General features: G+C 64.7%; 12 protein-coding genes. 8 read left to right on the forward strand and 4 right to left on the reverse strand.

The window, feature by feature from the left end; all coding sequences use genetic code 11:
- Nucleotides 1–12 precede the first annotated feature (12 nt).
- Both C0V82_RS01395 and C0V82_RS01400 read right to left on the reverse strand, forming a co-directional pair.
- Entirely contained in the window at nucleotides 13–927 is a 915-nt protein-coding gene (locus tag C0V82_RS01395; protein ID WP_102110802.1) for a LysR family transcriptional regulator, read from the reverse strand.
- Complete coding sequence (locus C0V82_RS01400; protein WP_102110803.1) at nucleotides 924–2,324, reverse strand: coniferyl aldehyde dehydrogenase; 1,401 nt, start codon at nucleotides 2,322–2,324, stop codon at nucleotides 924–926. Before C0V82_RS01400 ends, C0V82_RS01395 begins: the two co-directional genes overlap by 4 nt.
- Before the next feature lie 157 nt (nucleotides 2,325–2,481).
- On the opposite strand from C0V82_RS01400, the gene C0V82_RS01405 reads away from it, so the two are divergent.
- The 7 genes from C0V82_RS01405 (at nucleotide 2,482) to C0V82_RS01435 (ending at nucleotide 9,554) form a co-directional block, all read left to right on the forward strand.
- Complete coding sequence (locus C0V82_RS01405; protein ID WP_102110804.1) at nucleotides 2,482–2,898, forward strand: hypothetical protein; 417 nt, start codon at nucleotides 2,482–2,484, stop codon at nucleotides 2,896–2,898.
- Nucleotides 2,899–2,920: 22 nt separating this feature from the next.
- Nucleotides 2,921–3,925 carry a sterol desaturase family protein gene (locus C0V82_RS01410; RefSeq protein WP_102110805.1) on the forward strand — a complete coding sequence of 335 codons (1,005 nt, stop codon included), beginning with the start codon at nucleotides 2,921–2,923 and terminating at the stop codon, nucleotides 3,923–3,925.
- Complete coding sequence (locus tag C0V82_RS01415; protein ID WP_102110806.1) at nucleotides 3,906–4,511, forward strand: hypothetical protein; 606 nt, start codon at nucleotides 3,906–3,908, stop codon at nucleotides 4,509–4,511. The genes C0V82_RS01410 and C0V82_RS01415 overlap by 20 nt, the downstream gene beginning before the upstream one ends.
- A 204-nt stretch (nucleotides 4,512–4,715) precedes the next feature.
- Nucleotides 4,716–5,090, forward strand: coding sequence for a hypothetical protein (locus C0V82_RS01420; protein WP_102110807.1), 375 nt, complete (start codon nucleotides 4,716–4,718; stop codon nucleotides 5,088–5,090).
- 55 nt (nucleotides 5,091–5,145) lie between these two features.
- Nucleotides 5,146–6,714, forward strand: a complete 1,569-nt coding sequence (locus C0V82_RS01425) for a glycerol-3-phosphate dehydrogenase/oxidase (RefSeq protein WP_102110808.1) — start codon at nucleotides 5,146–5,148, stop codon at nucleotides 6,712–6,714.
- 1 nt (nucleotide 6,715) lies between these two features.
- Nucleotides 6,716–8,116, forward strand: a complete 1,401-nt coding sequence (locus C0V82_RS01430) for an FAD-binding oxidoreductase (protein ID WP_102110809.1) — start codon at nucleotides 6,716–6,718, stop codon at nucleotides 8,114–8,116.
- Complete coding sequence (locus C0V82_RS01435; protein ID WP_102110810.1) at nucleotides 8,109–9,554, forward strand: FGGY family carbohydrate kinase; 1,446 nt, start codon at nucleotides 8,109–8,111, stop codon at nucleotides 9,552–9,554. Before C0V82_RS01430 ends, C0V82_RS01435 begins: the two co-directional genes overlap by 8 nt.
- Before the next feature lie 4 nt (nucleotides 9,555–9,558).
- On the opposite strand, the gene C0V82_RS01440 is transcribed toward C0V82_RS01435, so the two are convergent.
- Both C0V82_RS01440 and C0V82_RS01445 read right to left on the reverse strand, forming a co-directional pair.
- Entirely contained in the window at nucleotides 9,559–10,782 is a 1,224-nt protein-coding gene (locus C0V82_RS01440; protein ID WP_102110811.1) for an MFS transporter, read from the reverse strand.
- 42 nt (nucleotides 10,783–10,824) lie between these two features.
- Nucleotides 10,825–12,849 (reverse strand): alpha-glucosidase, encoded by a 2,025-nt coding sequence (locus tag C0V82_RS01445; RefSeq protein WP_102110812.1) that lies wholly within the window; start codon nucleotides 12,847–12,849, stop codon nucleotides 10,825–10,827.
- A 163-nt stretch (nucleotides 12,850–13,012) separates the two neighbouring features.
- On the opposite strand from C0V82_RS01445, the gene C0V82_RS01450 reads away from it, so the two are divergent.
- Nucleotides 13,013–14,641, forward strand: a complete 1,629-nt coding sequence (locus C0V82_RS01450; protein WP_102110813.1) for a long-chain fatty acid--CoA ligase — start codon at nucleotides 13,013–13,015, stop codon at nucleotides 14,639–14,641.
- The last annotated feature ends 50 nt before the right edge of the window (nucleotides 14,642–14,691 follow it).

Raw genomic sequence — 14,691 nt, forward strand, 5'->3', positions numbered from 1 at the left:
TCTGAAAGGCTGTCACCCTGCCGCGACCACTGACTGCGCCGTCTCCCGCAACGCCTTCACAAACGCCGTAACCGCCGCACTCTGGCTGCGGTTGCGCAGAAGGTGGATACCGTCATTGGTTTGTTCGCCCGCTGCCATGGCATAACAGGTCAGGGACCCGTCAAGGCTGGCGGCCAGGCCCAGTGACCGGGGCACGACGGTGACGGCCGGCCCCTGCCGTACCACCTCCAGGCAGGCAAGCGTGCTGTCCAGCTCATAGTCGGGAAAGCTGCGCTGGGCGATGCGGGTGCGGATGGCGGGGGCGAAGCGGTGCTCGCTTCCCGGTGCCGGGCGGGGTAGGGCCCAGGGCCGCTGCTCTACCGCTTCCCGTCGTCCCCGTCCCTCGGGCAGGGGATGGGACGCGGCGGTGACGATCATCAGCGGTTCACGCGGCAGGGCTGTCACCACCACCTCGTCGGCATAGGCGGACCCGTCGAACTTGCTGATATCGCAGATGACAAGGTCCAGCGAGCGGTCGACCAGACCTTGCAGCAACACATCCGCCGTTCCGCCGGTCACGGTGACCCGCACCCCTTCATGCGCCGCTCCAAACCGGCCAATGGCGCGGGTCAGCAGTGGGTTCATGGGATAGGGGCCGGCGCCGACCCGGACCGTGCCTGACCCGGGTCGGGTCAACTGGTTGGCGGCACTGTCCAGGTTGCCGGCGGCGGCCAGCACATCCTGTACGGGGCGGATCAGCCGGTCGCCGGCATCGGTGGGCCGGACATAATGGGTGGTCCGGTCGAACAGGACGGCACCCAGCTCCTCCTCCAGCTTCTGGAGGCTGCGGCTCAATGCCGATTGGGTGATGGCCAGTTCGTCGGCGGCCCGTGCGAAGCTTTGCAGGCGGTACAAAGCCTCGAAATGCTGAAGCCGGCGCAGGTTCATGACGCCCCCCCGATGAACAATCTTGTGATCCAGCCTGTCAGCCTCCCATAGGGGGCGGCGACAAGATGGGATTGGTTGAAGCGGCCCATGCGCAGGACCGCGCGGGCATGGGACAGACGCACAAAGCCCTCATGCCCATGATAGGCGCCGGTACCGCTTTCCCCGACGCCGCCAAAGGGCAGATCCTCCTGCCCGACATGCAGCATGGTGGCATTCACCGTCACCCCGCCTGACCGCGTACCGTTCAGCACTTCCGTCACCCGGTTGCTATCGTCGGAATAACAGTAAAGGGCCAGCGGCTTGGGGCGGTCATTGATGAAGGCCAGCGCATCCTCCACCCGGTCATAAGGCAGGATGGGCAGGACCGGCCCGAAAATCTCCTCCCGCATGGCCATGCTGTCGGTGGGCGGGTCGATCAGCAGGGTCGGCGGGAACAGGCGCCGGGCGGTGTCGCCTGCGTCACGGTGGCGGACCACCCGCGCCCGCGCCTCATCCACCATGGCCAACAGTCGGGCGTGGTGGCGGTCGGTGATGATGCTTGTATAGTCGGGATTGCCCGAGATGGTGGGGTACATCGCCTCCACCCGCCGCATCAGGATTTGCGCGAAGTTCTCCATGCGGTCGCGCGGCACCAGCACATAGTCGGGCGCCACGCAGGTCTGGCCGGCATTGAAGAACTTGCCCATGGCGATGGTCCGCGCCGCCTTGTCCAGCGGATAGTCCGGCATGATCAGGACCGGCGACTTGCCACCCAGTTCCAGCGTCACGGGCGTCAGATTGTCCGCCGCCGCCTGCATCACCGCCTGCCCGACGCGAGTGGACCCGGTAAAGACCAGATGGTCGAAGGACAGGCGGGAGAACGCCGCCGCCACTTCCGCCCCGCCCGTCACCACCGCCACTCGATCCTCCGGGAACAGGCTACCCAGCAGGGTACGCAGCAGGTCGCCGGTACGCGGTGCCAGTTCCGATGGCTTGATCATCACCCTGTTGCCCGCCGCCAGCGCATCGACCAGCGGCCCCAGCGTCAGGAAAAGCGGGTAGTTCCAGGGTGACAGGATGCCGACCACGCCCAGCGGCTGATACTCCACCCGCGCGGATGCCGGCTGGAATGCCAGCCCCGCCACCCGCCGTCGGGGCCGCATCCACCCCTTCAGATGGCGGCGGACATGGCGGATACCGTTCAGCAACGGCATCAGCTCGCCCAGCTCCGTCTCCTGCCGGGCGCGGTTGCCGAAATCGGCGTTAACGGCACTGATCAGGTCCCCTTGGTGCCGGCGGACCAGGCGGGCCAGCCCGTCAAGGGCCGCCTGCCGCTCCTTAAGGTCTGGCGTGCCATGACGCTTCACCGCCTGTTGCTGGCGCGCCAGCAGGCCCTGCAGGTCCGGCACCCCGTCCATGACGTTTCCTCAAGATTTCGTTCAATTGCTTATCGCGAACATACATGACCAAAGGCCTGTTGATGCATCCATGGAAATCATCAGGTGATGAAATTTTGGCAAGATCGCCATTGGACCGCCCCGAATATCATCGCCGAAGCTGCAAGGGCGGAACCCGATGACACTTCCATATCTGATTGTGGGCAGCCTGCTGTTCATCCTGTTCATCATTGTGCTGCACCACCTTCTGGGACAGACCGCGTGGGAAGGCATGCCAGACCGGGAAGCGGCCTTAACCCGCTTCCGCGATATCCTGCCGGATGTGCCCGCCGCCGGTGCGGCCCTGTCCCGTGACGGGCTGTCGGCATTGATCGACCTGGGGGCGGAGAGCCGCTTCGGCCTGCTGCTGATCATGGGCCGGTACGCCACGGCGCGGGTGGTGGGGGCGGATACTGTGACCGGGTGGGACCTGCGGGATAATGTTCTGACCCTGGCGCTGGCAGATTTCACAGCCCCGTCCTTCCGGATTTCATTCGCCGATCCGGCGGAGGCGGCGCACTGGCGGGCGGTGCTTGAAGCGCTGCGTAATAAATAACGACAATATCTGGGAAGAAACGATGCCGGACAACCTGAGCTATCCCGATGTCGCCACCCTGGCCAGCCCGCTCTATCTGCTGCTGCTGGTCCTGGAACTGTTGCTGATGCGCCTGAACCTGCTGCGCGCGCATTATGAGACGCGGGACAGTGCCGCCAGTCTGGCCATGGGTGTGGGCTATGTCATCACCGGCCTGTTCTCAGGCCTGCTGATCGGCGGTGGTATTTCGGCCATCATGTTCCGGGTCTATGACCATCGCCTGTTTGATATCGGAACGTCGGTCTGGGCCATCGTCGCCTGCTTCCTGATCGACGACATGCGCTATTACTGGGCGCACCGGTTCATGCACCGTATCCGCTGGCTCTGGGCCAGCCATGTCGTCCATCATTCCAGCCAGCATTTCAACTTCGCCACGGCCCTGCGCCAACCTTGGACCGGCGCCATCATGGGCTTGTTCGTCCTGAAGCTCCCCCTGGCTTTCCTGGGCTTTCACCCGGCCATCCTGATCTTCGCCTCGTCCCTTAACCTGCTGTATCAGTTCTGGATCCATACGGAATCCATCCGTCGCATGCCCGCCTGGTTCGAGGCGGTGATGAACACCCCCTCCCATCACCGCGTCCATCACGGTTCCAATCCCCGCTACCTCGACTGCAACTATGCCGGCACCCTGATCATCTGGGACAAGCTGTTCGGGACCTTCGTGCCGGAGCAGGATGATGATCCGGTGCGGTTCGGGCTGGTGCGTGATTTGGGCACCTTCAACCCGCTGCGCATCGCCTTTCACGAATTCGTGGGCATCGCCAAGGATCAGGCGCAGCACGACCTCTCTCTGCGCGACCGCTTCCTGTATCTGTTCGGCCCGCCAGGGTGGAGCCATGATGGCCGCCGTGATGATACCGACAAGATCAAGGCGGCCTTTCTGCGCCGTCATCCGGAACAGGCCGGCACGCCCGGTCTGCCGCCGGTCACCGGTGCAGGCATGCCTGTGATGGCGCGGGAGGTGGCTGATGCTGCTGGCGGTCAGTGATGCGATCCTGGCGCTGGCCTGCCTCTGGGCCGGCTGGAGCTTGCTGACGGAACAGGCGACGGGTCCCGTCCGGTTGCTGGCCGCTGCGATCCTGGCCCTGGCTATACCGTCCTCCCTGGGCGCCCTGCACTTTGCCGGGTGGGAGCCGGAATGGCTGACCATCCTGCATCAGGATGCGTCGGAGATTTACGCCCTGCTGGGCTTCGTGAGCATTGCCGTGGCCCTGTTCCTGCTGCCCGGGACGCGCCGCGCATCCTGGGTGGTGGGGCTCGCGGTCCTGCTGGTCGGAGGTCTGATCCTGGCAGGACAGAAGCCCCTGGTTGGCTCGCTATCCAGCCTGTTCATCCTTGCCGGCACCCTGCGTTTGCTACTGCGCAGCACGGGCGCGGCGAGGCTTTGGCTGGGCCTGTCAATACTGGGCGTCGTCCTGGCCGCGCTCACGCGGATACCGGGACTGATGGGGCCGGATGCCCGCATCATCGGTCTGCATCTGGGGCTGGCGCTGTGGGTGGCGACGCAGGCCATGGGGGTACGGGGTTATTCTTCCTCGGCTGATAGGATGGGGCCGATGTCGAGCACAGTGTGAAGGATGTTGATGATGCTCAGCTGTGCCCCATTGATGCGATAGAACATAGCTTAGTTCCAGTGAATCCCGGATACCGTGGTGCTCATATCTTTGCATCACCGGGATCGCGTGCGGCGCCTGGGCAATGGCCATCGCGGCCTCCCTCTCAATCTGATCCCCATCACGCCATTTTTTGCCAAAGCCTGCCAAGACGGAGACACTGCTTTGACCCGTACCGCTCTGTCGCTGCGTCTGTTCGCCCTGTATCTGGGGGCCAATGGTCTGATCCTGCTGCTGGTCCCCAACCTGCTGTTGGCCCTGCTGGGACTGGCCTCGACGGAGGAGCCTTGGATACGGGTCCTGGGGATCATCGTCTTCAATCTGGCGCTTTACTATCATGCCGGTGCCGACGGCGTGGCGTTTCAGCGGATCACCGTTGTCACGCGTGTCATCGTGTTGGTGGGCTTTTCGGGCTTGGTCCTGGCGGGTCTGGCGCCCAGCCTGCTGATCCTGTTCGGGCTGGTGGATTTCTCAGGCGCCATCTGGACGGCGCTGGCCATGCGGCGGGACCGGGCTGTTTCCCAGAACGCATCACCATAGCTATCGCAATTCCCCTAACGTCTGACGGACAGCAACCAGGGGCGGAGGCAAAGCGATGGGCACGGGAGCAAGCCTGAATGCGGGCGAACGCGCTGCCAGCTTTGCCCGGCTGGAGGCGGAAACCTTCGATCTGGTCATCATCGGCGGCGGCATTACGGGGGCGGGCATCGCCCGTGATGCCGCCCTGCGCGGCCTGTCCGTTGCCCTGCTGGAGGCGCAGGATTACGCGTCTGGCACCAGCAGCCGGTCATCCAAGATGATCCATGGCGGCCTGCGCTATCTGGCCCAGGGCGACGTGGCCCTGGTGCGGGAGAGCGCGTCGGAGCGGCAGGTGCTGCGCCGTATTGCCCCACATCTCGCCCGTATCACACCTTTTGTGATCCCCACCACGTCGTTGGCCACCCAGGCCAAGCTGCGTGCCGCCCTGTGGAGCTTTGAGAAGATGGGTGCGGTGCCGGCGGCGGAGCAGCATGAGGTCTGGAACCTGGATGAACTGGCGCGACGGGAACCGCATCTGCGTCGCGACCGGCTGAACGGTGCTGTGGCATATCCGGAATTCCTGACCGACGATGCCCGCCTGACCCTGGCTAATGTCCGCTCCGCTGCTGCTGCCGGGGCCGCGGTCCTGAACCATGCGCTGGTGGAAAGCCTGATAGAGGAGGGGGGGTGTGCCGTTGGCCTGATCGCCCGCTCCACCCTGGTGGGTGAAGAGAAGGCGGCCCGCGTCAGGGCACGGGTTATCGTGAACGCCGCCGGTCCCTGGGTGGATGGGGTTCGGGCGCTGGCGGCGGGAGATGGCGACCGCCGGCTTGCCATCTCCAAAGGCATCCATATCGTGCTGCCGCGCGGCGTGCTGCCGGTGGCATCCACGCTGATCCTGCGCGCGCCGGACAAACGCAATATCTTCGCTGTACCGCGCGGGGATTTCACCTATCTGGGCACCACCGATCAGTTCCAGGCCGGTGTCGATTACTGGCCCGACATCGGTCGCGCCGATGTCGATTACCTGCTGAATGCTACCCAGGCCGCCATGGATGTGCCCGCCATCCGGGACCAGGATATCGTTTCCCTTTGGGCCGGCATCCGCCCCCTGATCGGAGAGGCGGGCAAGAAGGCGGCGGAGGTATCCCGCAAGGATGAGATGTGGGTCGGTCCCAGTGGCGTGATTGCCATTGCGGGCGGCAAGCTGTCGGCCTATCGCGCCATGGCGTCCCGCATCGTGGATGCGGTTGTGGCGCGGCTGGGCCGCCGCACGCCGACCTGCCTGACAGCGGACCTGCCCCTGCCCGGTGGGGAGCGCGTTCTGGATGGCGATGACCGCCTGGACCGTCTTTATGGCACCGAGGCTGCTGTGATCCGTGCCGCCGGCGGTGATGTGGCGGCGGAGGCTCGCCACGCCGTCCTGCATGAAGGGGCCGCGACGCTGGAGGATTACTGGGTTCGGCGCAGTGCGAGGGCTTGGTTCGACACCGACGCGGGCCGCGCGGCCCTGGCCCCGGCGGCAGAGGCCATGGGCCGGCTGCTGGCTTGGGATGACCGCCGCCGGGCCACCGAAATCCATCATTGCTTGCAACTAGACCGGAACAGCCGGCGGGCCCTGTCGCCCGATCCGGGGGGAGAATGACATGACCATTGCCACCCAACTGGCCGAACGCATTGGCCACGACAAGGTGCTGGGCGACGCCGAAACGCTGCGCGCCCGACGCTATGACCAATGGTGTGTGAAGCATCTGCGATACTGGCGTGGGGAGCATGTGCCAGCACCCGGCATCGTGGTGCGGCCCGAAAGCGTGTCCGATGTCCGTCAGGTCTTACTGTTCGCCAATGAGCATCATATCCCCCTGATCCCCTTCGGTCTGGGCAGTGGGGTCTGCGGCGGGGTGGAGCCGACGCCGGAGGCTATTCTGCTGGACATGGGCGGCATGGCGTCTGTGCGGTTCATTGATGAGACGAACCTGCTGGCCAGCTTCGATGCCGGCATGAACGGGCTGCTGGCGGAAGAGACGGTGGCTTCCCATGGACTGACCATTGGTCATTGGCCGCAATCGATCGGGATCAGCAGTGTTGGCGGCTGGGTCTCCACCCGCGCCTCGGGCCAGTTCTCCACCGCCTATGGCAATATCGAGGACATGATCTACGCCGTTGAGGCAGTGATGCCCGACGGTAACGTCGTCACCCTCGGAAAAGCTCCACGCGCCGCGGCGGGACCTGACCTGCGCCATCTGCTGATGGGGGCGGAGGGAACGATGGGCGTGGTCACGGGTGTCACCCTGTCGCTGCGCCGGGCGGCACCCTTCCGGCAATGCTCTGTCTTCTACGCAAAGGACATGGAGGCGGGGTTCGAGGTGCAGCGCCGGATCATCCAGGCCGATTGGAAGCCGCCGGTGATGCGCCAGTATGACGGGCGGGAGGTGCGCCGTCTGTTCAAGGATTTCCAGCGTGACGGCCAGTCCATGCTGCTGATGGTGCATGAAGGCCCGCGTGAGCGGGTGGAGGCTGAGATGCCCGCCATCGCCGCCATCGCGGCGGCGGCGGGGCTGGAGCCGGGTGACCCGGCGGCGGCCGAACAATGGCTGACGCGCCGTAACCATGTGCCCACCTGGCAAGACATGTTCGAGCGTGGTTATGTCGCCGATACCGCCGAAATCTCCGGTACCTGGACGCAGATCGGCGATATCTACAATGACGTTATCCGGGACTTGAACGGGGTTGACGGCGTCATCAACGCCTCGGCGCACAGTTCCCATGTCTACCGTTCCGGGATTAACCTGTATTTCTCCTTCGCCGCTACGTTCGAGGATACAGCCCGCATGGAACCCGCCTATTTTGAATGTTGGCGCCGCATAATGGAGGCGACGGCCCGCCATGGAGGCGGGGTGGCGCACCATCATGGTGCGGGCCGCCTGCGCAAGCCTTATCTGGCCCATGATCTGGGTGCCGGTGGTGTGGCGTTGCTGCGGCGGTTGAAGGCGGCAATGGACCCGAACGGGATCATGAACCCAGGCAACCTGCTCCCCGATGCCTGAACTGCTGCTGGCCCTTGATTGTGGCACCACGGGTGCCCGCGCCCTGTTGATCGATGCAGGTGGCGCCGTGCTGTCGGGGGCCAAGCAGCCGATCCCATCGTCCTTTCCCTCGCCGGGCCGGGTGGAACAGGATGGTGAACAGGTCTGGTCCATCTGCCGGTCGGTCATCGCGTGTGCCCTGGATCAGGCCGGGCGATCCATGCAGGACGTGGCCGCCATCGGCGTGACGACGCAGAGATCCAGCACGGTCCTGTGGGACCGCGCAACCGGGCATCCCGTGGCCCCGATCCTGGTCTGGAGCGACCTGCGCGGCATGGACCGTTACAAGCAGCTGCGCGCCGCCGGCTTCATGCTGTGGCCCCAGGTGCCGGCAGCGAAGCTTGAAGCCGCACTGGATCTCGTCCCCGATGGCCGTGCCCGTATGGCGCGGGGTGACTTGTGCTGGGGCACGCTGGACAGCTATCTGATTTTCCGTCTGACGGGCGGAGGGGCGCATGTCACCGATATCGGATCGGCCTGGCTGTCGGGCTATATCGGCTATCCTGATCATGCCGGCTGGAACCCAGCCCTGATTGTGCATCAGGGGCTGGAAGCCGGTCTGTTTCCCGCCATCGCAGACAGTTGGGGTCCCATCGGACAGACCGACCCATCGCTATTCGGCGCATCCGTGCCCGTGACGGCGGTGATCGCGGATCAGCAGGCTGGCATGCTGGCCCATGGGCGGCTGTCGGCGGGGGCATGGAAAGCCACTTATGGCACCTCTGGCGTCCTGATGGCCTCCACCGGTGCCACCCCGGTCAGCCCGCATCGCACCATCCCCATCCAGGCCATGACCAAGACGGGGGAGGATATCTCCTGGTGCGTGGAAGGCATGGTGATCAGCTGCGGTGCCTTCCTGAACTGGCTGTGCCGGGACATGGGCATGTTCGCCGATGCCGCCGCGCTGTCCGATGCCGCCGGCAGCGTGCCGGACACGCACGGCGTGATCGTCCGTCCGTCCCTGCAGGGGCTGGGCGCGCCGCATGGACGGTTTCATGAACGCGCCCTGATTTCTGGGCTGGATGCGGGTGCCAACCGTGCCCATGTGGCCCGCGCCGCCTTGCAGGGCATTGCCTACCGCATGATGGAAATCGCCCGCGCCGTGGCCGCCACACCGGGCCTCTCCACCCCCGACCACCTGCCCGTGGATGGCGGGGTCAGCAACAGTGAACCGTTGTTGCAGATGCAGGCGGATGCGTTGGGCATGCCTGTGCGCCGCCATCTTGTGAAGGAGGCGACGGCCTATGGTGCCGCCATCGCCGCCGGCCTGGGCTTCGGCGTCATCGCCGTGGCTGATCTACCCCGCTTCGCCCGCTATGACGCGGAATTTACGCCGCGCATAGGCCGGGACAAAGCGGAAGCCATCTATCATGCCTGGGCCAAGATCGCCCTGGCCTGAACCTTTAAGCAGCCTCCGCCGGCTTCAGCACTGGCTGCAACAGATGCAGCCAGCCCAGTGCCAGCAGGTAGGACACCGACACCAGCGCGAACATGGGGGAATAGGACCCGCCCGTCGCCAGCACCCAGCCGGCAGCTTGCAGCACCGCCATGCCCGCCAGATTGCCGCACAGCGCGCCGATGGAAATGACGGTTGCGATCCGGCCTTGCGGGATGATGTCGGTGGCTGTCGCGAACAGGTTGACGGAGAAACCCTGATGGGCCGCCAAGGTCAGACCCAGCAGCGCCACGGCTAGCCAGTAATTCTGCACCAGCAGCACCAGCGGCACCGGCAGCACTAGCAGGGCGCAGATCAGCAGGGTCAGCTTGCGGGCACGGTTGATGCTCATCCCCGCCGCCAGCATGCGGCCAGAGACGTAGCCGCCGGCGAGAGACCCGAACGCCGCGACGGCATAGATGGTGGCCAGCGGTACGCCGAAGCTGCGCATATCCAGCCCGAAGACACGGGTGAACAGATCCGGCATCCACATCAGAAGGAACCACCAGACCTGATCAGAGAAAACCTTGGCCCCTGCGAAGGCCCAGGTGCGCCGGTCCGTCAGTACCGTGCCCCAGGGCACCTTGGCTCCCCCCGTCGCGGCAGCTGAGGTGGGCGGCGTCTGGAAATAGGGTAGGCGGGTTAGCGCCCACCAGGCGACAACCCAGATCAGCCCCAATCCCCCCATGATGTAAAAGGCCCACCGCCAGCCATAAGACAGTGCGATGACGGGCACCAGCAGCGGTGCGATGATGGCCCCGATGTTGCCCGCCGCATTGACGAAGCCCAGGGCAAGGGAGCGTTCATTGGCCTGGAACCAGACGGAGACGGTCTTGATGGCCGCCGGCGTGCCCAAAGCTTCGGTCGCGCCCAGGGCGACCCGGACCAGCTTGAACTCCGTCAGGGTGGTGGCCATGCCATGGACGATGGCGGCCAAGCTCCACGAACCGACAGCAGCAGGATTGCCGACGCGCCAGCCCATGCGGTCGATCATCCAGCCGGCAAAGACGAAGGCGACAGCCGCTGCCCCCTGGAACATGGCGACCAGCGTGCCGTAGTCGGCATCGCTCCACCCCAGTTCCTTTTCCAGCATGGGTTTCAGCACGGCGATAATCTGCCGGTCCGTGTAATTCAGGATGCCCGCCATCATGACGAGCGCCAGCAGCAGGGTACGGTGAATGCCGAAACGCATGGGGTCGTCCTTGTTCGGATACGAAGGTTGGGTCGAACTGCTTCAGATCACCGCTGCGATGCCCGTGAACAGCTCTGTCCAGGCACTGCCCTGCCGGTAGAACAGTGGCGGCTTGCCCAGCGGTGCATCCACCGTCACCGCTCGCCCACCGACATGTAGGTTGCCGGTCCAGACCTCCACCCAATCGGTCCCCGCGGGAAGATAGGTGCTCCACCGGTCCACGCCCGGTTGAATGACCGGGGCAACCAGAAGATCGGCACCATAGAGATAACTTTCCTGAAGTGCGTAAGTGGCGGGATCATCGGGGAAATGCAGGAACAACGGCCGCTGCACCGGTAGGCCCGTCGCCACCGCCTCATCCGATAGCGCTCGCAGATAAGGTGCCATATGGGCATAGAGACGGGTCATGCGGGCGAAATGCGCCAGGACCTGTTCATCCTCGTCGATCTGCACATTCTCACGCGGGCGGTTGCCTTCATGACCGCGCATCACGGCGGTAAAGGCGGCCATTTCGGACCAGCGCATGATCAGTTCCGGTGTGCGGACATTACCGAACAGGCTGGTGTAACCTCCGATATCGCTGTGATGATAGGCATTGCCCAGCAAGCCCGATGACAGGGCCGCCGTGATGACGGTACCGATCCCGTCATGTCGGCTGAAATCCACCGACTGGTCGCCTGCCCACAGCAGCGGGCAATGGCGCTGCACCCCGCTATAGCCGGCGCGCATGAAGAACAAGGCCTCCCCCGTCCGGCCCCGGCTTTCCACGGCACGGGCATTCACCTCTGCCCACAGGACCGGCCAGGCATTGTGGGCCAGCATGCCGGGCGTGCCGTCGTGCAGCCGGACATCGGTCGGCAGATACTCCCCGAAATCCGCCATCCAGCCGGACAGGCCAAAATCCAGCATGTTCTGGCCGATCACGCGTTCGGCGAACCATGCGGCAGCGGCCGGGTTGGTGAAATCCACCACGCCGCAATCGAACTCCCCGAAATCGACCGTATAGGTCTCGTCGCTCTCCAGCTTCTTTGCCAGATATCCGGCGGCCTCCGCTTCGGGGAAAAAGCTGCCATCAACGCAGAGATAGGGGTTCACATAGCCCAGGAAGCGGATGCCGCGGTCATGCAGTTCCTTGATCTTCGTATCCAGGTCCGGATAGCGCGTGGCGTTCCATTTCCAGTCCCAGAACAGGCGGCTGCCGAAGCTGGTGATGCGAAGCCCCACCCAATCCTCGCACCATAGGCCCGACAGGGCGGCCCCGGATGCCGCATATTTTTCCAGCCGGTCAAAGCTCGTTGCCCCGTCCTTCAGGCCGATGATGGCACCCTTCAGCACCCAGTCGGGCAAAGGCGGCTGCCGCCCGAACCGGTCGGACAGGGCCGTGACCAGATCGGTGAAGGCATCACGGGCCCAAAGCTCGATGGTGGCCGGTGCCGCCCAGATCTCCAGCTCATGCCAGCCTTCCTGGCGGAAATCGAAGGCACTGTAGGCCGTCGTGTCGATATGCAGGGCGTAGCGGCGGGAGGAGAGGTAGGTGGGCTGCGGGTAGTTGGTCTTGTAGTAGTCGCCGCCGGCCTTTCCCTTCTGGTCGGACTGGAAGGTCAGCAGGGTGGATTTGTCGCGGCCCACCCCAGGCTCCGACGTCCAAAGGGGGAAACGGCGGCCGCGCATGTCGAAATAGGAGAGCTGTTCACCCCCGCCCCAGACATGCTCACCCTTGTCTGCCACCACGCGCAGCCAAAGGCGGTTGAGCGTGGGGTCGATGGCGTCGATGTGGATACGGGCATCCTGTGCGCCACCGGACAGGGTCAGGGTGACCAGGGGCGGCAGGGCAGGGGCGATGGACAGGGCGATGCGGGCGCTGCCGTCGCTGACACGGGTCAGGGCCGCATAGCGCAGGCCCACCCGCTCCTCGACATTATCCTCGATGTCGAAATGGCCATGATACATCTCCACACGAGGGGCACCCCGGCCGACATAGAGGCAGGGCGCGTCGGACCGCTGGCGCAGCATTGCGCGACCTGCCAAAATCAGGTCGAAGCCGCCATCCGTCTCAACCAATTGCATGTCGTTCCCTTCCCTCAATAAACCATGCGCGACCGGGTGCGCCCGGCGGCTGGCTTTCTATTTATCCGTACTCTTATGTCTAATATAAGACTCAAGACATCGCCCTGTCCAGCCATCGGGTTGGGAATGAGAAAATGAGGGCGAAAAGCATAGGGAGAAACGCATGTTCGGGCTGATGCAGGACTGGCCGCTGACCGTGAACCGGATCATCGATCATGCCGCGCGCTGGGATGGGGCACGACCCGTGGTTTCACGGCGGCTGGAGGTATCGGCGGACGGGGCCTTGTCCGTTGCGGATTATGCCAGCCTGCGTGCTCGTGCCCGCCGCGTTACCGCGGCCCTGCGCGGGTTGGGCGTGGGGTTGGGCGACCGTGTGGCGACGCTGGCCTGGAACAGCGACCGACATCTGGAGGCATGGTTTGCCATCATGGGCATGGGGGCTGTCTGCCACACGCTGAACCCGCGCCTGTTCAAGGATCAGCTGCGTTTCATCATCAACCATGCCGCCGACCGTGTGATCCTGGCCGATCCGGTCTTTGCCGGCTTAGTGGCGGAGCTGCTGCCCGATTGCCCGACGGTCACGCATGTAGTTCTGCTTTGCGGTGAAATGGATGTGGACCGCGCCGTGCTGCCAAATGCCATCGCCTATGAGGATTGGATCGCCGCGCATGCTGATGACGGGCGCCCCTGGGGGGATTTCGATGAACGGCAGGCGGCGGCCCTTTGCTACACCTCCGGCACCACGGGCAATCCCAAGGGCGTGCTTTACTCCCACCGCTCTACCATGATCCATATGTGGATGACGTTGCAGCCTGATGTCATGGGGCTGTCGGTAAGCGACGTGGCCCTGCCCATTGTTCCCATGTACCACGCCAATGCCTGGGGTATTCCTTTGTCCACGGCGGCGGTGGGGTGCAAGCTGGTGCTGCCGGGATCGCGGCTGGACCCGGCCTCGCTCTTGGACCTAATCCATGGTCAGGGGGTGACTTTCGCCGCCGCTGTACCCACTATCTGGCAGGCCATCATCCAGCATCTGGAACGCCATGGCGGCGATTTCGGGCCGCTGCGGCGCGTCATCATCGGCGGTGCCGCCTGTCCCGAAGCGGTCCTGCGCCGGCTGCATGATTACGGGGTGGAAGCGCGCCACGCCTGGGGCATGACCGAAACCTCCCCGATCGGCACGCATTTCAAGCTGGTGCCGGAACTGGCGGGGACTGGGTTTGAGGAACAGATGCCCTATCGCATTCGTCAGGGCCGCCCGCCGCTGGGCATCGATCTGGCCCTGCGCGGACAGGGCGGCTCCTTTCTGCCCCATGACGGTCAGCAGATGGGACGCCTGCAGGTGCGCGGCCCCGTGGTGGCTGGCAGCTATCTGCATGGCGATGGTGGGCAGGTACTGGACGTCGATGGCTGGTTCGATACGGGCGACATCGCCGATATCGATGGGTACGGCTTCATGCGCATCGCCGACCGCGCCAAGGATGTCATCAAGTCCGGCGGCGAATGGATCAGTTCGCTGGAGATCGAAAATATCGCCTCCAGCCATCCCAAGGCCGCCCTTTGCGCCGCCATTGCCATATCTGATCCCAAATGGGATGAACGCCCGCTGCTGGTGGTGCAGCTGAAGCCGGACACGGATGCCACGGCGGCGGAATTCCTGGCGCATTTTCAGGGACGCCTCTCGAAATGGCAGATCCCCGACGATGTGATGTTCGTGCCCGCCATGCCGCTGGGTGCGACGGGCAAGATCGACAAGAAGGTATTGCGCGCCATGCTCGCCACTGCGCTCTGATAAAAAATCCCCCGGTGCCAGGGGTGGCACCGGGGGTGGAGAAGGCAGGT

Origin of the sequence: Niveispirillum cyanobacteriorum, from assembly GCF_002868735.1 — a bacterium.
Classification (GTDB): Bacteria; Pseudomonadota; Alphaproteobacteria; order Azospirillales; family Azospirillaceae; genus Niveispirillum; species Niveispirillum cyanobacteriorum.

Bases quoted from the DNA above. Each gene is read 5' to 3' on its own strand.
- C0V82_RS01405 (WP_102110804.1), top strand. From the start codon at position 2,482: ATGACACTTCCATATCTGATTGTGGGCAGCCTGCTGTTCATCCTGTTC.
- C0V82_RS01415 (WP_102110806.1), top strand. From the start codon at position 3,906: ATGCTGCTGGCGGTCAGTGATGCGATCCTGGCGCTGGCCTGCCTCTGG.
- C0V82_RS01430 (WP_102110809.1), top strand. From the start codon at position 6,716: ATGACCATTGCCACCCAACTGGCCGAACGCATTGGCCACGACAAGGTG.
- C0V82_RS01395 (WP_102110802.1), bottom strand. From the start codon at position 927: ATGAACCTGCGCCGGCTTCAGCATTTCGAGGCTTTGTACCGCCTGCAA.
- C0V82_RS01400 (WP_102110803.1), bottom strand. From the start codon at position 2,324: ATGGACGGGGTGCCGGACCTGCAGGGCCTGCTGGCGCGCCAGCAACAG.
- C0V82_RS01440 (WP_102110811.1), bottom strand. From the start codon at position 10,782: ATGCGTTTCGGCATTCACCGTACCCTGCTGCTGGCGCTCGTCATGATG.
- C0V82_RS01450 (WP_102110813.1), top strand. From the start codon at position 13,013: ATGTTCGGGCTGATGCAGGACTGGCCGCTGACCGTGAACCGGATCATC.
- C0V82_RS01445 (WP_102110812.1), bottom strand. From the start codon at position 12,849: ATGCAATTGGTTGAGACGGATGGCGGCTTCGACCTGATTTTGGCAGGT.
- C0V82_RS01410 (WP_102110805.1), top strand. From the start codon at position 2,921: ATGCCGGACAACCTGAGCTATCCCGATGTCGCCACCCTGGCCAGCCCG.
- C0V82_RS01425 (WP_102110808.1), top strand. From the start codon at position 5,146: ATGGGCACGGGAGCAAGCCTGAATGCGGGCGAACGCGCTGCCAGCTTT.
- C0V82_RS01435 (WP_102110810.1), top strand. From the start codon at position 8,109: ATGCCTGAACTGCTGCTGGCCCTTGATTGTGGCACCACGGGTGCCCGC.